At 72.3% G+C, this 23,401-nt stretch carries 18 protein-coding genes, 1 tRNA gene and 3 pseudogenes; 9 read left to right on the plus strand and 13 right to left on the minus strand.

All coding sequences use genetic code 11. The features are described from left to right. Positions 1-46: 46 nt before the first annotated feature. Entirely contained in the window at positions 47-1,321 is a 1,275-nt protein-coding gene (locus tag O7618_RS27360; protein ID WP_278109017.1) for an MFS transporter, read from the minus strand. Between the two features lie 78 nt (positions 1,322-1,399). Between O7618_RS27360 and O7618_RS27365 the strand changes: the two genes are divergently transcribed. Continuing rightward, on the plus strand, positions 1,400-2,386 hold the full coding sequence (locus O7618_RS27365; RefSeq protein WP_278109018.1) for an ArsR family transcriptional regulator: 987 nt from the start codon (positions 1,400-1,402) through the stop codon (positions 2,384-2,386). 44 nt (positions 2,387-2,430) lie between these two features. On the opposite strand, the pseudogene O7618_RS27370 reads toward O7618_RS27365, so the two are convergent. Further along, positions 2,431-2,676, minus strand: a pseudogene (locus O7618_RS27370) (nitroreductase family protein); the annotation flags it as partial. A gap of 82 nt (positions 2,677-2,758) precedes the next feature. Then, a complete protein-coding gene (locus O7618_RS27375; RefSeq protein WP_278109019.1) occupies positions 2,759-3,523 on the minus strand; it encodes a hypothetical protein in 765 nt (254 codons plus the stop codon). A gap of 205 nt (positions 3,524-3,728) precedes the next feature. Here O7618_RS27375 and O7618_RS27380 point away from each other — a divergent pair, with 205 nt between their 5' ends. Then, positions 3,729-4,994 (plus strand): aspartate kinase, encoded by a 1,266-nt coding sequence (locus O7618_RS27380; protein WP_278110169.1) that lies wholly within the window; start codon positions 3,729-3,731, stop codon positions 4,992-4,994. Between the two features lie 5 nt (positions 4,995-4,999). Further along, a complete protein-coding gene (locus tag O7618_RS27385) occupies positions 5,000-6,058 on the plus strand; it encodes an aspartate-semialdehyde dehydrogenase (RefSeq protein ID WP_278109020.1) in 1,059 nt (352 codons plus the stop codon). 93 nt (positions 6,059-6,151) lie between these two features. Here the strand turns inward: O7618_RS27385 and O7618_RS27390 are convergent, their stop codons facing one another. Continuing rightward, on the minus strand, positions 6,152-7,603 hold the full coding sequence (locus tag O7618_RS27390) for a sensor domain-containing diguanylate cyclase (protein ID WP_278109021.1): 1,452 nt from the start codon (positions 7,601-7,603) through the stop codon (positions 6,152-6,154). A 141-nt stretch (positions 7,604-7,744) separates the two neighbouring features. Here O7618_RS27390 and O7618_RS27395 point away from each other — a divergent pair, with 141 nt between their 5' ends. From O7618_RS27395 to O7618_RS27410, 4 genes are all read left to right on the plus strand, one after another. Beyond that, entirely contained in the window at positions 7,745-8,524 is a 780-nt protein-coding gene (locus O7618_RS27395) for a phosphodiesterase (protein WP_278109022.1), read from the plus strand. Between the two features lie 6 nt (positions 8,525-8,530). After that, positions 8,531-9,256, plus strand: coding sequence for a histone deacetylase (locus O7618_RS27400; RefSeq protein WP_278109024.1), 726 nt, complete (start codon positions 8,531-8,533; stop codon positions 9,254-9,256). 258 nt (positions 9,257-9,514) lie between these two features. Then, entirely contained in the window at positions 9,515-11,257 is a 1,743-nt protein-coding gene (locus tag O7618_RS27405) for a bifunctional metallophosphatase/5'-nucleotidase (RefSeq protein WP_278109026.1), read from the plus strand. A gap of 111 nt (positions 11,258-11,368) precedes the next feature. Further along, positions 11,369-11,842: a hypothetical protein gene (locus O7618_RS27410; protein WP_278109027.1), complete on the plus strand. Its 474-nt coding sequence runs from the start codon at positions 11,369-11,371 to the stop codon at positions 11,840-11,842. A 19-nt stretch (positions 11,843-11,861) separates the two neighbouring features. On the opposite strand, the pseudogene O7618_RS27415 reads toward O7618_RS27410, so the two are convergent. From O7618_RS27415 to O7618_RS27440, 6 genes and pseudogenes are all read right to left on the minus strand, one after another. Further along, positions 11,862-12,966 (minus strand): annotated as a pseudogene (locus O7618_RS27415) (ionic transporter y4hA). A gap of 1,341 nt (positions 12,967-14,307) precedes the next feature. Next, positions 14,308-14,373 (minus strand): annotated as a pseudogene (locus O7618_RS27420) (hypothetical protein); the annotation flags it as partial. Positions 14,374-14,434: 61 nt separating this feature from the next. Then, on the minus strand, positions 14,435-14,599 hold the full coding sequence (locus O7618_RS27425; protein WP_278109028.1) for a hypothetical protein: 165 nt from the start codon (positions 14,597-14,599) through the stop codon (positions 14,435-14,437). Between the two features lie 170 nt (positions 14,600-14,769). Beyond that, a complete protein-coding gene (locus tag O7618_RS27430; protein ID WP_278109029.1) occupies positions 14,770-15,999 on the minus strand; it encodes a helix-turn-helix domain-containing protein in 1,230 nt (409 codons plus the stop codon). A 422-nt stretch (positions 16,000-16,421) separates the two neighbouring features. Next, positions 16,422-16,495 (minus strand) — tRNA-Pro (locus O7618_RS27435). Positions 16,496-16,636: 141 nt separating this feature from the next. Then, complete coding sequence (locus O7618_RS27440; RefSeq protein ID WP_278109030.1) at positions 16,637-17,530, minus strand: metallophosphoesterase; 894 nt, start codon at positions 17,528-17,530, stop codon at positions 16,637-16,639. A gap of 25 nt (positions 17,531-17,555) precedes the next feature. Between O7618_RS27440 and O7618_RS27445 the strand changes: the two genes are divergently transcribed. Beyond that, positions 17,556-18,011 (plus strand): GatB/YqeY domain-containing protein, encoded by a 456-nt coding sequence (locus O7618_RS27445; protein WP_278109032.1) that lies wholly within the window; start codon positions 17,556-17,558, stop codon positions 18,009-18,011. Positions 18,012-18,077: 66 nt separating this feature from the next. Here the strand turns inward: O7618_RS27445 and O7618_RS27450 are convergent, their stop codons facing one another. After that, positions 18,078-20,501, minus strand: coding sequence for a transglycosylase domain-containing protein (locus O7618_RS27450; RefSeq protein WP_278109033.1), 2,424 nt, complete (start codon positions 20,499-20,501; stop codon positions 18,078-18,080). Positions 20,502-20,891: 390 nt separating this feature from the next. On the opposite strand from O7618_RS27450, the gene O7618_RS27455 reads away from it, so the two are divergent. Further along, complete coding sequence (locus O7618_RS27455; protein WP_091070295.1) at positions 20,892-21,212, plus strand: WhiB family transcriptional regulator; 321 nt, start codon at positions 20,892-20,894, stop codon at positions 21,210-21,212. A 3-nt stretch (positions 21,213-21,215) separates the two neighbouring features. Here O7618_RS27455 and O7618_RS27460 read toward each other — a convergent pair whose 3' ends face one another. Next, a complete protein-coding gene (locus O7618_RS27460) occupies positions 21,216-22,367 on the minus strand; it encodes an ArsA-related P-loop ATPase (RefSeq protein WP_278109034.1) in 1,152 nt (383 codons plus the stop codon). Between the two features lie 54 nt (positions 22,368-22,421). Further along, the gene (locus O7618_RS27465) at positions 22,422-23,396 is read right to left on the minus strand and encodes an ArsA-related P-loop ATPase (protein WP_278109035.1); all 975 of its coding nucleotides are present in this window, start codon (positions 23,394-23,396) and stop codon (positions 22,422-22,424) included. Positions 23,397-23,401: the final 5 nt, after the last annotated feature.

Consider the following 23,401-nt stretch of genomic DNA (forward strand, 5'->3'; position numbering starts at 1 on the left):
GAGTCACCCTACGTGGTGGGACGGACGGTGGGAAGGCCGGTCCGGACTATGGGACCGGAGTCACCGTACGGGCGGGCTCCGGCGCCTCGCCCAGCCGGGGCGTCCGCTCGGCTCGGGTCACCGCCGGCACGATCGCCAGCCCGACCAGCACGAAGATCGCCGCCGCCGGGTACCAGCCCCAGCCGCCGGTGCTCACGCCGAGCGCGGTCAGCCCGGCCGGGGCGATCAGGAACTGGAGTTGTGAGCCGAGCCCGAACGCGCCCACGTACGCGCCGCGTTGGGCGGCGGGCGGCAGCGTGGCGGTGAGCCCCCAGGTGCCCGCCGACTCGATCAGCTCGGCCAGGATGAGCAGCGTCGCGGCGGCCACCAGCGCCACCACGGTGAGCCAGCCCCGGGTCTGCGCCGAGATCGGCAGCACCACGCAGAACAGGGTGATCAGCAGCGCGCCCCGGCGGGACGCCCGGGCCGCGCCCGACGCGGTGTCCGCGCCCCGGCTGGCCCGCACCTGGAGCAGCACGATCAGGACGGTGTTGAGCAGCACCAGCGCCGCGATGATCGTCTTCGGCGCGTCGGTGTGGGTGAGGATCCACAGCGGCATCACCGTGAGGTAGAGCGTCTGGTGCGCGGTGAGCAGCCCGGACAGCAGCGCGACGGTCATGAACGGGCGGTCCCGCAGCACCGCGAGCCGGCTCATCGGCTCGGTCGGTCGGGTCACCTCCGGCAGCCGGGGCAGCCGGCGCACGAAGACGGCGGTCACCACGAAGACCGTGGCGATGAAGAAGACCATGCCCCGGTACGCCCAGATCGTGTCGACGGCCAGCACCAGGCCGCTGATCAGCGCGCCGATCCCGAAGCCGACGTTGAGCGAGGAACGCTGGTAGGCCATCGCGGTCACCCGTTCCTCCGGGCGCAGCACGTTGATCGAGTAGACCTGGCGCGCGGTGTTCGCGGCGGCGCCCACCACGGCCAGCGCGAGCACCACGGCGAGGAACCCGGCGAAGCCACCGACGAACGGGTACGCCGCGAACAGCGCCGCGTCGAGCAGTAGACCGACGATCCAGACCCGCTGCGGGCCGTACCGGTCGGTGAGCCCGCCCAGCGGGACGGTGCCGAGCAGGGACGCCCCGGCGGCCAGCGAGAGGCCGAGACCCACCTGGGCCGGGCTCAGCCCCAGCGCCCGGGTGAAGAAGACCGCGCTGCCGGCCTGGAACAGGCCGTGGCCGACGGCGTTCACCATGGCCTGCACGGCCAGCGCGCGGGTCAGCCCGGCCGGCGGTACGACGTGTCGGACGGCGGTGCGGATGCTTTCTCTGGCCCCCATGACCGGTGAGCAAACCGTGCCCCCCGCCCTCCGGTCGAACGTTTTAGGCTGGGTCGAATCCTGGCTCCGGGGGTGCGGGTGTCCGAGTTGCGGTTCAATCTGGCCGACGTGGCGGGCGTGCGGTTCGCGGTGTCGCCGGTCAACGAGACGGTGATGAGCCTGTGGGCGCTGTCCCAGCCGGTCCGCTACGCGGTGCACCTGCCGTGGATCGACCGGGCCCGGTCGACGCTGCGCCGTCCGGAGGTGGCGGTCCGGGTCCGCCCGCTGGTGGAGTTGACCCTTCCGCGCCGATGGCTGCCCGACTTCCTCACCCCGGCGGCCCGACCGGACGCGGGGATCACCGAGCAGCTCGACCAGATCGCGGCGACACCGCCGGACGTGGTGGTCCAGGACCTGCTGGCGACCCTGCCGAGCCGGCCGCTGAGCCCGTTCGGCGCGGCGTTGCTGGCGGATCCGCGCGGGCTGCTGCCGCAGCTCGTCGACGCCGTCCGGATCTGGCACGACGAGGCGATCGCCCCGGACTGGCCACGGATGCGGGCGCTGCTCGACGCCGACGTGGCGCACCGGGCCGCCCAGCTCGCCGAGGGCGGCGCGGGCCGGCTGTTCGAGCAGCTCCACCCGAGCCTGCGCTGGCTCGGCGACCGGGTGGTCAGCGACGACCCGTTCGAACGCGACTTCGACCTGCGCAGCCGGGGCTTGGCGTTGAACCCGAGCGTGTTCACCGACCGTCGGGTGCTGTGGAACCTGCTGGAGGACTCGCTGCCGGCCGGGGCGTACCCGGTCCGGGCGGTCGGGACGCTCTGGGAGCGGGCCCCGGCGCCGCCCGGCGACCCGCTGGCCCGGGTGGTCGGCGCCGGCCGGGCCGCGCTGCTGCACCGGCTCGATTCGGCGGTGAGCACGACCGACCTGGCCCGGCTCACCGGGATGTCGGCGGGGAACGTCTCCCAGCACCTGACCGCGCTGCACGCGGCCGGGCTCGTCGCCCGGTCCCGGGCCGGGCGGCACGTGCTCTACCGCAACACCGACGTCGGCGACGCCCTGCTCCGGGCCGCTCGGGGCGGCTGAGTCGGCCGTGCGACGCCGGGGCCGCCGGCCGGCGGCGCTCAGCGGAGCAGCAGGGCGGCGGCGTGCCGGGCCCAGCCCTGGTCGGTGTCGGGGAGGCCGACCAGGATCCGCTTCCAGGTCTCGTCCTGCCGGCGCCCGAGCGCGAACCGCCACGGCTGGGCGTTGCCGGCCGAGGGGGCCCAGCGGGCCGCCTCCAGCAGGGTGGCCACCTCGTCGGCGGTCAGCTCCGCGTCGGGGTCGAACGCGCGGGGGCTCCACCGGAAGGCGAGCAGCGGGGTCAGGTCCGTCATGGAGTCAGCGTCCCCGATGACCGTTTTGTCGGGGAGGTGAGGGTGTGCGGGTGTGGTCAAGGACACCCGTAACGGACAAAAGCTAGGGTGTTCCGGGCGGCGGCGCGTCCCGGCCGACCGGCTCGTCCTCGGTCACCGCGCCGGCCAGCTCGACCGTCCCCGGCCCCGGGCCGGGCTTCCCGGTCAGGGTGAGGCTGCCCAGGGCGGCGCGGACCGCCAGTGGCGTGCCGTCCTCGCCGAAGCAGTAGACGCCCACGTCCAGCGGCGCGTTCATGGAGGCCGCGGTGGAGTCGACCGAGTAGCACCGGCCGGTGACGCCGGCCGGCGAGGTGGCCGAAGCGACCGCGAGCGGCGCGCGCCGGTCGGTGAGCACCTCCAGCCAGTCGGTGAACGGGTGCTGCACCCGCGGGTCGAGCCGGCGGGGCACCGCGTCGTCGGTGTCGCCGAGGCGCACGCAGCCGGCCGGCCGGGTCCGGCCGGTCGAGGGCAGGGCGCACTGGAACAGCCCGTCGGAGGTGCCGGCGAGGGAGACGTCCACCGTGCCACCCTGCCCCCAGCCGGGCACGTCGACCCGCCAGCTGTCGTCGTTCGCGCTGGTCCAGGTGACGGTCCGGGACGGCCCGCCGGGCGGGGCCCAGGCGTAGGTGGCGACGAAGTGTAGGTCCTGCGCGGCGGCGGCCAGCCCGGCGAGTTCGTCGCGGGCGGCGTCGACCTGCACCGGCACCGGGTCGGCGCCGTCGGCGGGCGCTGTCCGCGGATGGTCGGTGGCGCAGGCGGCGAGCAGCGCCGGCAGGGTGAGCGCGAGTACGCCGGTCAGCCGCCGGGCCGCGCGTCGATGAGCGAGCACCAGGTCATTCTGCGACGTCCCGGTGGCCCGGGTCAGCCCACCGTACGGCTGTACCGGTTGGCGTCCCCGGGCCGGATGGTGGGATCACCCGCTCCGGCCGCGCGGCCCGCCCGATACCCTGAGGAGGTCTGACACGCGCCGCCGGACCGAGAAACCCGGCGGCGTCGGCACGCTCAGGGCCGTCATGGGAGGGGAGCGCACCGTCGTGGCACTCGTGGTGCAGAAGTACGGCGGGTCCTCCGTCGCCAACGCCGAGCGGATCAAGCGGGTGGCCGAGCGCATCGTGGCGGCCCGCAAGGCGGGCGACGACGTGGTCGTGGTGGTCTCCGCGATGGGTGACACCACCGACGAGCTGCTCGACCTGGCCAACCAGGTGAGCCCGCTGCCGCCCGGCCGCGAGTTGGACATGCTGCTCACCGCCGGCGAGCGGATCTCCATGGCGCTGCTGGCCATGGCGATCCACAACCTGGGCTACGAGGCGCGGTCGTTCACCGGCTCCCAGGCCGGCGTGATCACCACCTCGGTGCACGGCCGGGCCCGGATCATCGACGTGACCCCGGGGCGGCTCAAGGGCGCGCTGGACGAGGGCGCGGTGGTCATCGTCGCCGGCTTCCAGGGCGTCTCGCAGGACACCAAGGACGTGACCACGCTCGGTCGGGGTGGCTCGGACACCACCGCCGTCGCGCTGGCCGCCGCGCTCCACGCGGACGTCTGCGAGATCTACACCGACGTGGACGGCATCTTCACCGCCGACCCGCGGATCGTGCCGAACGCCCGGCACATCGCGCAGATCACCTACGAGGAGACGCTGGAGTTGGCCGCGTGCGGCGCGAAGGTGCTGCACCTGCGCAGCGTCGAGTACGCCCGGCGCGCGGGGTTGCCGATCCACGTCCGTTCGTCATACTCGACCAACACCGGCACGATGGTCACCGGATCGATGGAGGACCTTCCTGTGGAACAGGCACTGATCACCGGGGTCGCCCACGACCGCAGCGAGGCGAAGATCACGATCGTCGGGGTGCCCGACGAGCCGGGCGCCGCCGCGCGGATCTTCGACACCGTCGCCGGTGCCGAGATCAACATCGACATGATCGTGCAGAACGTGTCCACCGAGGGCACCGGCCGCACCGACATCTCGTTCACGCTGCCCAAGGCCGACGGTCCGACCGCGATGGCCGCGCTCAGCAAGATCCAGGAGACGGTCAAGTTCAAGGGCCTGCTCTACGACGACCACGTCGGCAAGGTCTCGCTGATCGGCGCCGGCATGCGCTCGCACCCGGGCGTCGCCGCCGGCTTCTTCGCCGCGCTGGGCACCGCCGGGGTGAACATCGAAATGATCTCCACGTCGGAGATCCGGGTCTCCGTGGTCTGCCGCGACACCGACCTCGACAAGGCGGTCCGCGCCATCCACGACGCCTTCGAGCTGGGTGGTGACACCGAAGCCGTCGTCTACGCCGGCACCGGGCGGTAACGCGGATGCGGCCGCTGCCCACCCTCGCCGTGGTCGGTGCGACAGGTGCCGTCGGCACGGTGATGTGCCAGATCCTCTCCTCCCGCCGCAACGTGTGGGGCGAGATCCGGCTGCTCGCCTCGGAGCGCTCGGCCGGCCGTCGGTTGCGGTGCCGGGGCGAGGAGCTGACCGTCCAGGCCGTCACGCCGGAGGCGTTCGACGGCGTCGACGTGGCGATGTTCGACGTGCCCGACGACGTCTCGGCCGAGTGGGCGCCGGTCGCGGTGACCCGGGGCGCGGTGGTGGTGGACAACTCCGGCGCCTTCCGGATGGACCGCGACGTGCCGCTGGTGGTCCCCGAGATCAACCCCGAGCAGGTGCGCAACCGGGCCAAGGGGATCATCGCCAACGCCAACTGCACCACCCTGGCGATGATCGTCGCGATCGCGCCGCTGCACCGCGAGTACGGCCTGCGTGAACTGGTCCTCGCCTCCTACCAGGCGGTCTCCGGCGCGGGGCAGGCCGGTGTGGACGCGCTGCACCTCCAGCTCGGCAAGATCGCCGGGGATCGGGCGCTCGGTTCCCGCGCCGGCGACGTACGCCAGGCCGTCGGCGACGAGCTGGGCCCGTTCCCGGCGCCGCTGGCGCTCAACGTGGTGCCCTGGACGGGCTCGCTGGCCGACGCCGGCTGGTCCTCCGAGGAGCTGAAGCTGCGCAACGAGTCGCGCAAGATCCTCGGGCTGCCCGACCTGAAGGTCTCCGCCACCTGCGTGCGGGTGCCGGTGGTGACCGGGCACTCGGTGGCCGTGCACGCCGTCTTCGCCACCGAGGTGGACGCCGAGGGCGCCCGCGAGGTGCTGCGCAACGCGCCGGGTGTGATCCTGGTCGACGACCCGGCGGCCGGGGAGTTCCCGATGCCGATCGACGCGGTCGGCACGGACCCGTCCTGGGTCGGCCGCATCCGGCGCGCCGTCGACGACCCGAGAGCCCTCGACCTCTTCGTGACGGGCGACAACCTCCGCAAGGGCGCCGCCCTGAACACCGCCCAGATCGCCGAACTCCTGGCCCGCGAACTCACCGCCTGACCCCCGCGATCTTGCAGTTCCTGCCCCGGCAGAAGGCACATCTGCCGCGTGATCCGGGCCGAAAGTGCAAGATCGACGCGCGGGGGGTGGGGGTCAGGCGGCGGAGAGGTGGACGCCGTCTCGGCCCTGGCGCTTGACGGCGTAGAGGGCCTGGTCGGCTCGGTGCAGGGTGCCGTCGGGGGTTTCGCCGGGGCGGGGCAGCGCGATGCCGACGCTGATCGTCCGGCCGGTGCGGCGGGCCGCCTCGGTGAGCCGTTCGGCGATCCCGACCGCCTCCTGCGGGTGGCTCACCTCGATCACCGCGACGAACTCGTCGCCGCCGGTCCGGTACAGCTCGTCGCCTTGGCGCAGCGCGCCCTCCAGCGCCCGGGCCAGCCCCACCAGCAGCCGGTCGCCGGCCTGGTGGCCGAAGGTGTCGTTGACGTCCTTGAACCCGTCCACGTCGATCGCCAGCAGCGCGGTACGCCCCGGCGTGGCACTGGCGATCCGCTGCCCGAACGGCCCGGTGTGCCGCAGCCCGGTCAGCGGGTCGGAGCTGGCCTGCTCGCGCAGGCGTGCCAGGGTGCGCAGCCGGTCGAGGCAGGTCCACGCCTGCCCGGCCAGCAACTCGATCAGGTTGACCGTGGTCGGGTCGGGCCGCAGCGACCGCTCGTCGGCGACGAGCAGCACGCCACCGGCGGTCGGCGCGCCGACCGGCACCGCCACCAGCGTGCGCGCGCCGGCCCGGGTCAGCGGCAGATATTCCCCGGTCGGCGGGTGCCCCGCCTCGCCCAGCGTGTACGCCGAACCGTAGCGGTGGGCCCGGTCGATCATCCGGTCGAGCGCGGCCGGGCCGGCGTCGGTCAGCTCGGCCCGGATCCGGGCCTCCAACTCGCCCGGGGTGTCGGTGGGTGCGCCCAGCCGGGGGCCGCGCCGGCCGGTGAGCACCAGCACGGCGGCGGAGAGCGCGGACACGTCCCGGGCCGCCGCGATGGCGGCGGTCATCAGGTCCCAGTCGGTCGGCGCGGCGGTGAACGCGGCGGCGTGCCGGAGCAGCTTCTCGCTGCGGCTCTCGGCCGGCGGGCCGCCGAGCGTCGCGATCCGGGCACCGAGCCGGTCGGCCAGCCGTTCGGCGGTCTCCCGCCACGGCGCGAGCGTGACCGGCTCGCTCCACTGGAGGTCGAGCACGCCGATCGGCCGGCCGGCCGGGTCGCGTACCGGCACGCAGAGCTCGGCCGTGACGTCCGGTCGGACCGGCAGGTAGTCGGGGTCGGCGGTGACGTCCGGGACGGCGGCGGTCTCACCGGAGGCGTAGACCCGCCGCACCACCGACGGCTCGGGCCGGTGCCGGGCCGGCCCGTCGGCGGTGGCCGGCACGTGCGAGAAGACCTGCCAGGCGCCGGTGGCCGCGACGCACCTCAGGCGGTCGTGGACCCGGAGCAGGATGGTGGCGGTCGCCGGGGTGTGCCGGGCGAGCGCGGCGACGGTCCACTGGCACGCCTCCGGCACGGTCGACGCCGTGGGAAGGCGCACCGTGACATCGCGGAGGACTCGCTCGTGATCCACGTCGTTCCTGCTGGGAGGGGGGATGGTCGCGATCAAGCGTACTCAGCGTGGGCATCGTCGACCTTCGTACACATGTGCTATCCACAGGCTGTGGACGCCGCCTGTGGGTACGGTGGAGATCCCGGGCCCGAGGAGACGCCGATGCTCATCGCCCAGCTCAGTGACCCGCACGTGACCACCGGCCCGCTCGCCGCCGAGCCGGCCGCCGGGCTGCACCGGGCATTGGGCACCGTGCTCGCCCTGCGCCCCCGGCCCGAGTGCGTGGTGATCAGCGGGGACCTCACCGGCAACGGCCGGCCGGACGAATACCTCGCCCTCCGCGAGATCGTCGGGCGGTTTCCGCTGCCGGTCCACCTGGCCGCCGGCAACCATGACGACCGGGAGTCGCTGCTCGACACGTTCGGCGGCACCCCCCACCTGGCCGGCGGGTTCTCCGCGCATTACCACGTGGACCACGAGGAGGCGACGCTCGTGGTGCTCGACTCGCTCGCGCCGGGCGGCTCCGGCGGTCGGCTCGGCGACGAGCAGCTCGACTGGCTCGACGGGGTGCTCGCCGGGCGACCGGAGGCGCCGGCCGTCGTGTGCCTGCACCATCCGCCGGTCGCGGTGGGCGTGCCGGCCGCCGACGCCGTCCGGCTCGCCGACGCCGACGCGCTCGCCGCCGTGATCGGCCGGCACCCCCATGTCGTACGCGTCGCCGCTGGTCACCTGCACCGGCCGGTGACCAGCGCGTTCGCCGGCACGGTGCTGACCACCGCGCCGAGCACCTGGGTGCAGGCGAGCCTGACCATGACCGACGGCGACGAGATCGGCTGGGTCGCCGAGCCGACCGCGTTCCTGCTGCACCGGGTGGCCGACGTCGGCTGCGTCACGCACACCGTCCAGGTCAGTCACGCGGCCGGGCGGACCTGTTGGTTCTGACGCTCCGTGTCGTTCCTCTGGTACGTCGCCTACGGCTCCAACCTGCACGCGGCGCGACTCGACTGGTATCTGCGCGGCGGACGGCCGCCGGGCGGGCTGCGCGCGTACCCCGGTTGTCGTGACTGCCGGCCACCACGGCGGACGGTTCCGGTGCTGATTCCCGGCGGGATCTACTTCGCAGGCGAGTCGCGGGCCTGGACCGGCGGCATGGCGTTCTACGACCCGGAGCTGCCCGGCCGCGCGGCGGTCCGCGGCTACCTGGTGACCATCGAGCAGTTCGCCGACATCGCGGCCCAGGAGATGTACCGGCCGCCCGGCGCCGACCTGGCGGGGATCCGCACGGCGGCCGGGACCGGCCGGGCCACGCTCGGTCCGGGCCGCTACGAGACGCTGCTGCGGGTCGGCGAGCGCGACGGCCTGCCGATGCTCACCTTCACCGCCGGGCACCGGGCGGTGGAGGTGCCGTGGAACCGTCCCGCCGCGGTCTACCTCGGCATGCTGGCGCGCGGGTTGCGGGAGGCGCACGGCTGGGACGTCGCGCGGACCGTCGGCTACCTGGCGGGTCGGCCGGGGGTGGCCGGTAGGTGGTCCGGTGCGGCGTTGCGCGCACTGGTGCGGGCCACCCACACCGGGTCCGGATCCCGGCCCTCCGGCGCTCGTGTCGAGTTCGGACAGTCCGTGCCGGATGCCGGACCGGTCGGGGTGAACGGCCGTTCGGTTCGCGATGGGTGACCTGCCGGGGGTGTTTCGGCCAACGACGGTTGCCAGCGCAAGGAATTCCGCGTGACATGAGCGTCGGCGTCGGCTCCCTGGTCCCTGGGGGCCGACGCCGTGGGCTCGACCTGCGGCCCGGCGGATGAGAAGCTACCCCGGCGGGCGGCGTTCCCCCGAGTGCCGCCTCTCGCGATCGACCCCTGTCACGGCACGGATCAGGGTCACCGGGCGAACCATCGCCCGGACACCACGCGCCGGTATCTCACGAGGAGTTCCATGTCCGTCTCCGGGATGCGCCGCCGGGCCACCGTAGGCCTGGCCGCACTCGCCGCGACCGCGTTCACCGCGGTCGCCGTCACCCCCGACCAGGCCGAGGCCCACTCGAAGCCGGTCGACGTCCAGCTGCTCGCGATCAACGACTTCCACGGCAACCTGGAGCCGCCGAGCGGGTCCAGCGGCACCATCGACGGCCAGCCCGCCGGTGGCGCGGAATACCTGGCCAGCCACCTGAAGGCGATGCGTGCGGCGGCCCAGGCGCAGGGCAAGGGCACGGTCACGGTCGCCGCGGGCGACCTGATCGGCGCCTCCCCGCTGCTCTCCGCCGCGTTCCACGACGAGCCCACCATCGAGGAGATGAACCTCGCCGGGCTCGAGTTCGCCAGCGTCGGCAACCACGAGTTCGACGAGGGCGCCAAGGAGCTGCTGCGGATGCAGCGCGGCGGCTGCCATCCGGTGGACGGCTGCGCCGACGGCACGCCGTTCGAGGGCGCCAAGTTCAGGTACCTCTCCGCGAACGCGTTCAAGACCTCCACCGGCCTGCCGCTGATGCAGCCGTTCGGCATCAAGATCGTCAAGGGTGTGCCGATCGGGTTCATCGGGATGACCCTGGAGGGCACCCCGAACATCGTCAGCCAGCAGGGCGTCGCCGGGCTGCGCTTCACCGACGAGGCCGACACCGCCAACAAGTACGCCAAGATCCTGAAGCTGCTCGGCGTCAAGAGCATCGTCGTGCTGCTGCACGAGGGCGGCGTGCAGAACGGCGGCGGCATCAACGACTGCACCGGCTTCAGCGGCCCGATCGTCGACATCGCCAACCGGATGGACCCGGCCATCGACGTGATCGTCAGCGGGCACACCCACGCCGCGTACAACTGCAACATCAACGGCAAGCTGGTCACCAGCGCCAGCTCGTTCGGCCGCCTGGTCACCGACATCAACCTGAAGATCGACCCGCGTACCCGGGACGTGATCAGCGCGTCGGCGAACAACGTGGTGGTCACCCGGGACGTCGCCAAGGACCCGGCCTCCACCGAGCTGATCAGCCGGTACAAGACCGCGCTCGGCCCGGTGGCCGACCGGGTGGTCGGCGAGACCACCGAGGCGATCACCAAGACCCAGGAGAACCTCTTCCAGACCGGGGTCGACGCCAACGGCAAGCCGACCTACCAGACCGGTGAGTCGCCGCTGGGCAACCTGATCGCGGACGCGCAGCTCGCCGCGACCGACAACGAGCAGAACGCCGTCGCCGCGTTCATGAACCCCGGTGGGGTGCGCGCCGACCTCGACGCCGGCCCGGTCACCTACGCCGAGGCGTTCACCGTCCAGCCGTTCGCCAACAACCTGGTCACGCTGGACCTGACCGGCGCGCAGCTCTACTGCATGCTGGAGCAGCAGTTCACCGTGGCCCGGGTGCTCTACGCGTCCTCGACCGTGAACTACGTGGTCGACGTCAACGGCACCACCGCGCCGGCCGGCACGCCCTGCGCCGGCACCCGGGTGGTCCGGGGCAGCCTCACCATCAACGGCACCCCGGTCACCGACACCGCGACCTACCAGGTCACGGTGAACAACTTCCTCGCCGGTGGCGGCGACGGCTTCAGCGTCCTGACCGGCGGCACCAACGCGGTGACCGGCCAGATCGACCTGGACGCCTTCACCGCGTACCTGACCGAGAAGTCGCCGGTGTCCGCGCCGGCGCTGGACCGGATCCGGACCACCGCGGAGGTCCCCGCGGCCTGACCCGCACCGACGACGGGCCCCGGAGCAGCGCTCCGGGGCCCGTCGCCGTCCGCGCCGCTCCGGCGCAGGATGGCTGGATTCTTCGCGGCCGGTGTCTGCCATGCTGACCCGGTGACCACGACCTGGCGTCATCTGCCCGCACCGGTGCGCGAGATCGCCGTGACCGCCACGGACGCGGTCGACGCGGCGCGGGCCCGGGACGCCGAGGCGTACCGGCCGGCCGTGGCACGGCTCGCCACCGCCGACCGGGCCGGGCTGGTGCTCGGCGGCGTGGTCCGGCTGCTGCTGGAGGAGGGCCATCCGGACGGGCTGGACGGCGACGACGTCCGCCAGGTGCTGGAACGCTGCGTCCGGGCCGCCGCGACGTGGTGGCCCGAGGTCGACCCGCACATCCTGCTGGTGCTGCTGGCCGGCGCGCTCGGCGTCTACGACCCGGGCGACGACGACGCCCCGCCCGACCCGGCGGCCGTGGCCCGGCACGCCCCGCTGCTCGTCGCCGACCTGCTCACGGTCACCGGCCGCCCGTTCGCGGACTACCTGACCGCGGCGTTCGGCGAGGTGGCCCGCACCGAGCTGCACGACTGACCGCGACCGTCCGGGTTGGTCACGGGCTGGCGGCCAGGAAGACGAACGCGGCGAGCAGCACCAGGTGCACACCGCCCTGGAGCACGGTGGCCCGCCCGGGCACCACGGTCAGCACGGCGGTCACCGCGGTCAGCGCGAGCAGCGTCATCTGGGTGCCGCCCAGGCCCAGCAGCAGCGGACCGTCCAGCCAGATCGAGGCGATCGCGATGGCCGGAATGGTCAGCCCGATGCTGGCCATCGCCGAGCCGAGGGCGAGGTTCAGGCTGATCTGCACCCGGTCCCGCCGGGCCGCCCGCGCGGCGGCAAGCGTCTCCGGCGCCAGCACCAGCAGCGCGATGACCACACCGACGAACGCCTGCGGCAGGTTCGCCGCCTGCGCGGCGCTCTCGATCGCCGGGGAGATGGTCTTCGCGTCGCCGACCACCGCCACCAGCGCCACCACCAGCAACGCCAGGCTGGCCAGCGCGGTACGGGTGGACGGCGGCTCGGCGTGCCCGTCGCCGTCGCGGTCCTCGGCCATGATGCTGCCCTCCTGGGTCACCGGGAGGAAGTAGTCACGGTGCCGGCCGGTCTGCACCATCACGAACAGCAGGTAGAGGGCGAGCGAGGCGACCGCCGCGAAGGCGAGCTGGGCCGGGGAGAACTCCGGGCCGTGCCGGCTGGTGGTGAACGTCGGCACCACCATGCTCAGCGTGGCCAGGGTGGCCACGGTGGCCAGCGCCCCGCCGGTGCCCTCCGGGTTGAACACCGCCACCTGCCGGCGCAGCGCGCCGAGCAGCAGGGACAGGCCGAAGGATGCCGTTGCAGGTGATCATCACGGCGGCGAAGACGGTGTCCCGGGCCAGCGCCTGCGTCTTGTCCCCGCCGTTGATCATCAGTGTGACGATCAGACCGACCTCGATCACGGTGACCGCGACGGCCAGCACCAGCGACCCGTACGGCTCACCCACCTTGTGCGCGACCACCTCGGCGTGGTGGACGGCGGCCAGGACCGCGGCCGCGAGCAGGGCGGCCACCACGAAGATCAGCGGACCGGGCAGCTCGCGGCCCCAGGTGAAGACCAGCAGGAGCACGGCGAGCACGGGGACGACGGTGGTCCAATCGGTCAGGCGGGATCGGATCATCATCGCTTGCATGCGTCCTACTCTGCCAGGTGGACGGGTAGACCGCCCGCAGCCGGGCGTGCCCTCGTCGTCGACGTCACCGACGCAATCTGGCTGGCCGGTGTCACGTGTACGCCGTCGGAGACACCCATCGTGTTCCAATCGCCGGCTGGCTGAACCACGAGTGGAACGCCATGGGTGTCTCCAGAGCGCGGAGACATCCATAATGTTCCACTCGTGGACCGGATGAGGCGTGAATGGAACGCCACGGGTGTCTGCACGGGGGCCGGGTGTCGTCCTCAGCCCGTTCCGAGCGTGGCGGCGAGTTCGGTGAGCGTCGTCGGGGCACGCGGGTCGCGGGCAACCTGGGCGAGTACGTCCCGGCCGGCCGGCCGGTGGCGGATCTCGGCCGGCGCGATGCGATCGGCAGCGATCAGGGTGCGGCCGGCGTTGACCGGGTCGCCGGTGTGCAGGTACATGCGGGGCGGCGTCGATCAGGTGCGCGGCGCGGTGTTCGGCGGGCAGCCACCGCCAGCCGTCGCGGGTGGTCACCTCCTCGTGCCGGGCGACGGCCTGTCGTGCGTCGCCCCGCTCCGCCGTTGCGGCGATCCGAGCAAGCTCCACCGCAGTTGGTCCGAATCCGGTCCGGTGGTGGTCGTGGCCGTCGCCCACCCGCGCGGCCATCTCGGCGGCCTCGTCGATCAGCTCGACTGCGGTGCGATCTTCCCCGTCGCGGGACGCGGCCAGGGCAGCCTGGACGAGAAGCGTGCCACACAGGGACAGCTCGGGCGGGGTGCTGTACCCGGCAACCGGCGGGGCGATCCGGTAGGCGGCGGCCAGCATCGCCGATGTCGCCAGCTTTGCCCGACCCGACTCGCGTAGGACCGGACCGAGCTGCACGGCGGCGGCAGCCACCGAGAGTCGGTCGCCGGTGGCGGCGATCATCGCCCGGTCGACGGCCAACCACGCGACGTCGGTGGAACCCAGCTTCGTCAGCAGCGATGCCGTGACCCGGTACGCCTCCACCAGCAGCGCTCGGCCTGCCTCAGGATGGTGGGCGTGGGTCCGCTGCGCGTCGGCCACCATCCGGGGTACCAGGTCGACCGCCTGCGGATAGCGGGCGTGCTGGAAGGTGCTCCACACGTGCGCGACCCCCCGCGACAGCGTCTCGACCGACAGCGGGGGACGGCGGCCGGCCGGGCGCCCCAGGGCGATTTCGTAGGTCGACAGTGCCGCGCGGATCCGCTCCACACCCTCAACGCGCTCGGTCGCCCCGACCGGCCGGGCAGCTCGACCGAGCAGCACCGCCGTGTCGATCCGCAGGGCGGCGGCGATGTCCTGAAGCGTCGACACCTTGTCCAGCGACCGGACACCCCGCTCCACCTTGTCCACCCAGCTCTTCGACTTGCCCAGCCGGTCGGCCAGCATCTGCTGGGAGAGCTTGCGCCGACCACGCCAGTACGCCACCCGCCGGCCGATCGGCAGCAGGTCACTGCTGTCCACGGCGCCACCGCCGGTCCGGCACCGCCCGGGTCGTGTCCTCGGCCGGTATTCGATCCGCCTCGGCCTGCTGGAGAAGCCGCTGACGGGCGGCCTCCCGCTCCGCCTTCTGGACTTCCTCGCCTCGGCGTCCCGACGGGGCCTTCTCGCTCATCCCTACCTCCGCTGGCAGGGGCGTGACGGCATGCTCGGTTAAGGACCGCGACCGCCGCGCCCGACCTCCAGGCGGGTCACCTGGGTAACTCCGCCCTGGTCACAGCATCGAGGGATCGGCCGGTTACCTAAAGGTGCCGCGTGTCCGCTGGACGAACGGGTTGTCCGCTGTCAGGACGCGGGCCGGTACGCCTCGTAGACCTCGCGAAGCGTCGACACCTCTGACGCGCCGGTCTGCTCGACCCGCCGGAGCACCTCTCGCGCCCGCCACCAGTTTGAAGGCACCACCCGTCCGGAGCGGATCGCCTCGACGGCGACCGCACTGGCTTCGTCGGGCTGATCAGACGCGACCAACGCCAGGGCCAGGTCGAGACGCGCGGAAGCGGAGCGTCTAGGGCGGTCGCCACCGTCCCCGCGCGGATCCAACTCCGCCAACACGACCCGGGCGACCTGCTCCGCAGCCGGATCGCCCGCCCAGGACAACGTCGTCGCCGTGTACGCCAACGCTTTCGTCGGGTCGTACCGGTAGTGATGCTCGGCCCGCTGCGGCACGGCCAGGTTCGCGGTCGCCCGCTCCAAACGGTCCAACGCACGGCGGGTCAGCCGGACATCACCGACGCGTGCCCAGCCCCGCGCCTCCTGCGCCGTCGCCTGGATGTGCGCCGAGCTTCCCCGAGGCGCCACCCGCTGGGCCTGCTGCGCCAGTGCGATCGCCGGCCGGTGCTCGCCCCGGGTGAGGTGGTCCCACGCCCGGGTCTCCAGGCACCACGCCTGCATCTCCGCATGCTCGCCGTGATCGGCGAGCTTGGCAGCGGCAGCCAGATGCGCCCCGGCCGCTGAACGCTGCTGAAGGTCGATGTGCACCGTCGCCCGCAGCACGGTCAGCCAACCGCCGGCAACGATCAGACTCCGCCGCTGCGCAACGGTGCCCCGGCCGTCGAGCAGCCGACCCACGTACGCCAGATGCCGGCGCACCGCCGGAAGCAGGTCCACCGGGCGGGTGGTCGCGTACGCACTCGCCAGATCGTCGACGCCCGCCTCGATCCGGCTCAGCGTCTCGGCGCTCACATCACTGGCGCGCACCCGAGCCAGCAGCTCATCTGCCTCCGCGTCGTGGTCGACGGGCTGATCGACAAGCCGTACGAGTGCCCCACCAGCCTGAAGAATCTCATCAAGGTGCCGGGCCGTTTCGGGCGTCGGAGCCTTGACGCCGGTCTCCAGGTCGTGCAGATGGCTCTTACCCCGGTGGGCGAGCTGCCCGAGCGCCCGCAGAGACAGCCCACGGTCGGTACGCAGGGTCCGCAACCGAGCCCCGAAACGCGGATCGACGTGCGACACAACGACGCTCCAAGCGTTAGAGGAGGACGCGCCACCACATCGGAAGGTACACCGGAGCGCCACGCTATGTAATGCCACGCTGACCTGATCGCGAGCGACCTTGACTCAGTCGTGTCCGGAACGTGGTCGGTTCGGTGCGGGGGATCAATACCTGACGCCTTCGTCGCCAAGCTGAAGAACAGCTCCCGTCCGGTCGATCACTCCGTCCTCGGCGGGGCGTTCGCGGACGAACCCGGCCATCGAGCGTGGATCGACGTGCGGCTCGTCGAGGGGAGCGGTGCGACCCGCGAGGTGACGCTCTCCCTGGCGGGCCGCGACCGAGCCTGGCGGGTCTGCGGAGACACATTCATCTAGGCCAGGACGTGGGGCGCATCGGCGGCGAGGACATCGCCGACCTGTGCGGCTACTCCGGCGTAATCGCTCAGTTGGTCACCCAGAAAGCACAGAGGGCACATCCATAGATCGGATGTGCCCTCTTACCTCTGTCGGGGTGGCCGGATTCGAACCGACGACCTCTTCGTCCCGAACGAAGCGCGCTACCAAGCTGCGCCACACCCCGAGGCGTGCCGACAAATAGTAGCCCACCCGCCCCCGTGGTCAAACTCGGTACCCCCCGCCTGCCTCGGCACCTGGATCTTGGTACGAATCCGCCCCGCCATGAGCGCGGATCCGTACCAAGATCGCCGGAGGCGGGCCCGGGTCAGCGGGAGATCAGGGTCAGGATGCTCGCCTCCGGCCGGCACGCGAAGCGGATCGGCGCGGTCGGGTGGGTGCCCAGGCCGGCGGAGACGTGCAGCCACGAGTCCGAGCCGGGCCAGCGGTGCAGGCCGCGGGCCATCGACCGGGGCAGCCCGCAGTTGGTCACCAGCGCGCCGTAGCCGGGCACGCAGACCTGCCCGCCGTGGGTGTGCCCGGCCAGCAGCAGCCCGAAGCCGTCGGCGGCCATCCGGTCCAGCACGGCCGGCTCCGGGGAATGGGCCAGGGCGATCGACAGCGCGGCGGAGTCACCGGCCGGCCCGGCCACCGCGTCGTAGTCGTCCCGCTCGATGTGCGGATCGTCCACGCCGACCAGTTCGATCTCCCGGCCACCGGCCTTGAGCGTGGTGCGCGCGTTGTTCAGGTCGGCCCAGCCGGCACCGGTGAGGATGCCGCGCAGTTCCTCGTACGGCAGCGGCACGCCCTCGGTGTACTCCCGGTCGGGCAGGAAGTAGGCGAACGGGTTCTTCAGCACCGGCCCGGTGTAGTCGTTGGAGCCGAACACGAACGCGCCGGGCAGATCGAGCAACGGCTGGAGGGCCCGCAGCACGCCGGGCGCCGCCTCCGGGTCGGCCATGTTGTCGCCGGTGACCACCACCAGGTCCGGGTCGAGCGCGGCCAGCGAGGCCACCCAGTCCTGCTTGCGCCGCTGGTTGGGCATCATGTGCAGGTCCGACAGGTGGAGCACCCGCAGCGGTTCGGCGTCGGTCGGGAGCACCGGCACGTCATAGCGGCGCAGGGTGAACAGGTTGCGCTCGACGAGCGACGCGTAGGCCAGGGTCGCCGCGCCGAAGGCGGCGGTGCCGGCCGCGAGCCGGAATAGTGTGCGCTTTCGCATGGTGTTCAGGGTAGTTTCACCGTCCATGAGCACGCTGAAGGACCGTCTCACCACCGACATGCGCGCCGCTCTCAAGGCGCGCGACGAGCTGACCACGTCCACGCTGCGGATGGCCCTCGCGGCCGTCGGCAACGCGGAGGTGGCCGGCCGCGAGAAGCGCGAGCTCAGCGACGACGAGGTGCTCGCGGTGCTGACCAAGGAGGCGAAGAAGCGGCGCGAGGCGGCCACCGCGTTCGCCGACGCCGGGCGCGCCGAGCAGGCCGGCAAGGAGACCGCCGAGGGTGAGGTGCTGGAGCGCTACCTGCCGAAGCAGCTCTCCGACGACGAGCTGGCCGAGCTGGTCTCGGGGGCGCTCGCGGCGGGCGGCTTCACCGGCAAGGCGCAGATGGGCCCGGCGATGAAGGCGGCCCAGGCCGCGGTGGCCGGTCGGGCCGAGGGTGGTCGGGTGGCCGCGGAGGTACGCCGCCAGCTCGGTCTCTGACCGCCGGACGGGGACGGAACGGGCGGGCACCCGCTGGGGTGCCCGCCCGTCGTCGTTGCTCTCCGGTCAGCCGCGGCGTCCCGGCCGGCCGTTGCCCGGGTTGGCCGGTCCGGTGGCGTCGCCGGGTTTCGGCGCGCCCTGCCCGGAGCTGACCTCGATCAGGACCACGCCGCCCTTGATGGTGCGCCCGTCCGGGCTGGTGCCGGCCGCGGTGCCGGCGGGGCACTCGGACGGCACCTTGTTGCTGGACACCACCGGCTCGAAGCCGGCGCCGCTGATCCGCGACTTGGCGGCATCCACCGACTGGCACTTCACGCCCGGGATCGAGCGCTGGTCACCCATGACGATCTTGCCGTCCGGCGGGGTGAAGTTCTTCCGTTCCTTGCCCTTCATGGCGTCGCGCAGCGTCTCGTAGACCGCCGGGTTGATGCCCTGGGGCGTCTCGTTGTGGAGCATCTTCTGGGTGGTCTGCGCCCAGTCCGGGTCGGCCATGATGCCGGCCACCGCGTACTGCTTGGTCATGGCGACCAGCGCGGAGGTCTTGTCGCCGTCGGTGGTGCCGGACTTGCCGGCGACCGGCGCCTTGACGATGCCGCGGACGTTGCCGGCGGTGGCGGAGGGGCCGCACTTCGACGTGTCGGAGTGGTCGCCGACCGGGCAGCGGGCCGCGTCCACTGCGGCGCGCGCCACCTCGGTGCTGACCCGCTGCTCGCAGTGCGGGTTGGCGATGTCGAGCTTGTTGCCGTCCGGTCCGCGGATCTCCTGCACCGGGATCGGCTCGCAGTATTTCCCGTCGGCGGCCAGCGTGGCGTACGCGTTGGCCAGCTCGAGTGGGGTGGTCTGCGAGACGCCGAGGCTGAACGCGCCCCACTGGTGCGGGTTGGCGGCGAGCTTGGCGTCCTCGGACGAGCGGAAGCTGATGCCGAGCTTCTGCGCCGCCTTGACCGCGTTCTCCGCGCCGACCCGTTGCTGGAGGTCGATGAAGAACGTGTTGACCGAGAAGCTGAAGCCGCTCCACATGGTATGCGTGCCGGCCATCGACTTGCTGGCGTTCTGCGGGCAGTACTTGTTGGTGCCCTTGCAGGCGGCCGGGGAGTTGACCTCGACCGGGTAGTCGGACTTGAACTGCTGCGGCGCGTTGATGGTGTAGCTGAGCGGGTAGCCCCTCTCCAGCGCGGCCACCAACGTGAAGATCTTGAAGGTCGAGCCGGCCTGGTAGCCGGAGATGCCCGGGCCGCCGGTGACCAGCGGGTTCACCGTGTTCGGGTAGTTGCCCCGGATCTTCTTCTTGGCCTTCTTCGGGTCGCTGGAGATCTTGTTCTGCGGGTTCTTCGGGTCGTCGATCTTGAACTTCCGGTTCACCGCGACGGCCCGGACCCGGCCGCTGCCGGGCTCGATCACGGCCACCATCCGGGCCGCCTTGCTGCTCTCGCTCAGATGGTTGCGGACGGCCTTGTCGGCGGCCTTCTGCGCCTGCACGTCCATGCTGGTCACGATGGTGTAGCCGCCGCTCTTCAGCCGCCGCTCGCGGTCGTACGAGGTGGCGCCGAACGTCTCCTGCTGGAGCCACCAGCGGTAGAAGTAGTCGCAGAAGAAGCCCCAGGAGTTGGTGGCCGCCTGCACGCAGCCGTTCGGCGTGCGCTTGTCCTTCACCACCAGCTTGATCTTCTTGGCGGCGTCCGCCTCGGCCTGGTTGATCGCGCCGATCTGCACCATGTTCTGGATGACGTAGTCGCGCCGCCCGACCGCCTCCGGGTAGCCGGCCTTGGTGGTCGGGTCGAACGAGGTCGGCGCCTTGACCAGGCCGGCGAGCATCGCCGACTCCTGGATGTCGAGCTTGCTCGGCAGCTTGCCGAAGTAGACCTGACTGGCGGCGAAGATGCCGTACGCGCCGTTGCCGAACGCGGCGATGTTCAGGTAGCGCTCCAGGATTTCGTCCTTGGAGAGTTCCTTGTCGACCTGGAGCGCCAGGCTCATCTCGCGCAGCTTGCGGGCGCTGGTGTCCTCGGTGGCGGCGACCACGTCGGCCGGGTGGGTGGCCGAGTAGGAGATGGCCAGCCGGACGTACTGCATGGTGAGCGTGGACGCGCCCTGCTGCGAGGAGCCGGCGGACTGGTTGTTGACGAACGCCCGGGCGACGCCGTTGAGGTCCACGCCGTTGTGCTTGTAGAAGTCGTGGTCCTCGGCGGCGACGATGGCCTTGCGCATGAACGGCGAGATGTCCTTGAGCTTGACGTCCTTGCGGTTCTCGTCGTACATGGTGGCCAGCGGCGTCTTGCCGTCCGAGGCGTAGACGTTGGTGATCTGCGGGGCCCGGGCCACCGTCAGCTCCTTGGGCAGCGCGCCGAACGTCTCGGCGCCGGCCTTGGCGGCCAGGCCGGACATCGCCACCGCGGGGAAGGCCGCCGCGGCCACCACCACACCGGCCAACAGGCCGCAGATCAGCAGCGATGCGGCGTTGGTAAAGACGTTGTGGTCACGTTTCCGCATCCAGGTCACCTCGACAGGGTACGCGAGCAGGGATCGGCGGGCGCATGGGGAAGTTTCCCCATTTCCATCACGCGCCGGCCTCGTTGTGCTAAACGCGCGGCCCCCGGTTCGGGGTTGCGTGAGATCCACAGAAGTTCCTTCAAACAGCCGCGTTTTGCCGTACCGGGGTCGGGTAGACGGCGGCGAAGGCCCGGGAAGCCGGGTATGTCCGGAACAATGGATTTTGCCGACAACGTTGCGTAATCGAGTGACTACGCAGCATGATGGTGACGGCGATCGCAGTCACCTGTCGTCCGTGCCGCCTTGGGGAGGCCGGCCGGGACGACCGGGGGGAAGTTCGGGGGCTGCTCGCGCGAAGTCGGTAGGTACTGCAAGGGGGGACGTGTACAGATGGGCATGATCACTGACTGGCCGTCGCTGGCGGCGTGTCAGAACGGGGACCCGGACGCGTTGTTCGTACAGGGCGCCGAACAGAACGTGGCGAAGAGGATCTGCCGGAGCTGCCCAGTTCGGTACGAGTGCCTGGCTGACGCGCTCGACAACCGGATCGAGTTCGGCGTGTGGGGCGGCATGACCGAACGCGAACGCCGCGCGTTGCTGCGCCGTCACCCGCAGGTGACCAGTTGGCGCAAGATGTTCGAGGCGGCGATGAGGAAGAACGCCAAGGAGAAGGCCGGCAAGGACAAGGTCCTGGTCACCACCGCGACCTGACCGTCACGGCCGGCTGATCGCCTCGCCGATCGTCCGCAGCCCGTCGACGTCGTGCACGTCGGCGGGCTGCGCCGTCACCGACACCGCCGGCACCGCCGGGAACGCCTCGGTGAACCGGGCCGCCACCCGCCGCTCCCGGTCCGCCTGTCGGGCCAGCGTGGCGTGCGCGCGCAGCACCTCGACCGTGCTCTCGTGCCCGCCGGCGGTCGCCAACCGCTCCGCGGCGGCCAGGCTCTCCGCCGCGCCCAACTCCGACGCCGCCGGCTCGTGCACCCGGTTGAGCACCAGCCCGGCCAGCGGCATCCGCTCGTCGCGCAGCCGGCCGGCGAAGTAGGCGGCCTCCCGGACCGCGTCCGGCTCCGGCGCCGCGACCAGCAGGAACGCCGTCTCTCCGGCCTGCAGGATCTGGTACGTCTGCTCGGCCCGCTGCCGGAACCCGCCGAACATCGAGTCGAGTGCGGCGACGAAGCCGGACAGGTCGGTGAGCAGTTGGGCGCCGAGCACCTTCTGCACCACCTTGGAGAACATCCCGAAGCTCGCCGTCACCAGGCTGAACATGCTCCGCCCACCGCTGCGCGCCGGGGCCAGCAGCAGCCGCAGCATCCGGCCGTCGAGGAACCGCGACAGCCGGGCCGGCGCGTCGAGGAAGTCGAGCGCGGAACGCGACGGCGGCGTGTCCACCACGATCAGGTCCCAGTCGCCCCGGGCGTGCAACTGCCCCAGCTTCTCCATCGCCATGTATTCCTGCGTGCCGGCGAAGGTGGAGCTCATGGCCTGGTAGAAGGGGTTGGCGAAGATCTCCGCCGCCTTCGCCGGGTCGGTGTGCTGGAGCACCACGTCGTCGAACGTGCGCTTCATGTCGAGCATCATGGCGTGCAGCTCGCCGCCGCTGGCCTCGACGTCGATGCCCTTGACCTGCCGGGGCGTGTTGTCCAGCTCGGTCAGGCCGAGCGACTGGGCCAACCGGCGGGCCGGGTCGATGGTGAGCACCACCGTCCGCCGGCCGTGCCGCTCGGCCGCCCGCAGCGCCAGCGCCGCGGCGGTGGTCGTCTTGCCCACGCCGCCCGCACCGCAGCAGACCACGATCCGCACGCCCGGGTCGGCGAGGATCTGGTCGACGTCCAGCGGAGGCGCCGCGTCTTCGGAAGGCACCAATCGAGCGTATCGGTCCCGAGGGGCTCTCTGCTCCGTGCCGGCCGCAGGTGTGAGTCAATCCGCCCGGACGAGCGCCTCGGCGAGCGTCGCCAACCCGGCCCGGTCGACCCCGTCGGGGAGCAGCGGCAACTCGGTCAGGGGCAGGCCCAGCTCCACCAGGTCACCGCGGAGCGAGTCCTCCAGCTCTCGGCGTACCCGCTGGTCGCGGGCCTCCTCGGCGAGGCCGGCCGCGGTCCGGGCGTCGGCGGGCAGGCCGGCGGCGGCCAAGCCCCGCCTCAGCTCGGCCGCGGTCACCGCGCGGCCGGCGGGCACCGGCGGGCGGACCCCGTTGACGATGACCCGGCCGACCGGGAAGCCGAGCTGGGTCAGGTCGGCCACCGCGTCGAGCGTCTCCTGGACCGGCATCTCCTCCAGCAGCGTCACCACGTGCACCGAGGCCATCGGCGAGCGCAGCAGCGCGGAGACACCCTCGCTCTGGGTCTTGATCGGGCCGACCTTGGCCAGCCGGGCGGTCTCCGCCGTGACGTTGAGGAAGCGGCCGATCCGCCCGGTCGGCGGGGCGTCCAGCACCACCGCGTCGTACGCCCGGCGGGACCCGACGGTGCGGGTGGTGGCCTCCTTGACCTTGCCGGTGAGCAGCACGTCGCGCAGGCCCGGGGCGATCGTGGTGGCGAAGTCGATCGCGCCGAGCTTGCGCAGCGCCCGGCCGGCCGCGCCGAGCTTGTAGAACATGTCCAGGTATTCGAGGAGCGCCTCCTCGGCGTCGACCGCCAGGGCCCGCACCTCACCGCCGCCGGGGGCGTCGGTGAGGTGCCGCTCCTTGTAGGGCAGCGGGTCGGTGTCGAAGAGCTGGGCGATGCCCTGCCGCCCCTCGACCTCGACCAGCAGGGTGCGTCGCCCCCCGGCGGCCAGTCCGAGGGCCAACGCGGCGGCCACGCTCGTCTTGCCCGTGCCGCCCTTGCCGGTCACCACGTGCAGGCGCCCCCGCCATCTGCCGGCGGACTCGGCCGGCTGCTCACTCGCTGCCACCCGTC

This window comes from Micromonospora sp. WMMD980 (genome assembly GCF_029626035.1).
GTDB lineage: Bacteria > Actinomycetota > Actinomycetes > Mycobacteriales > Micromonosporaceae > Micromonospora.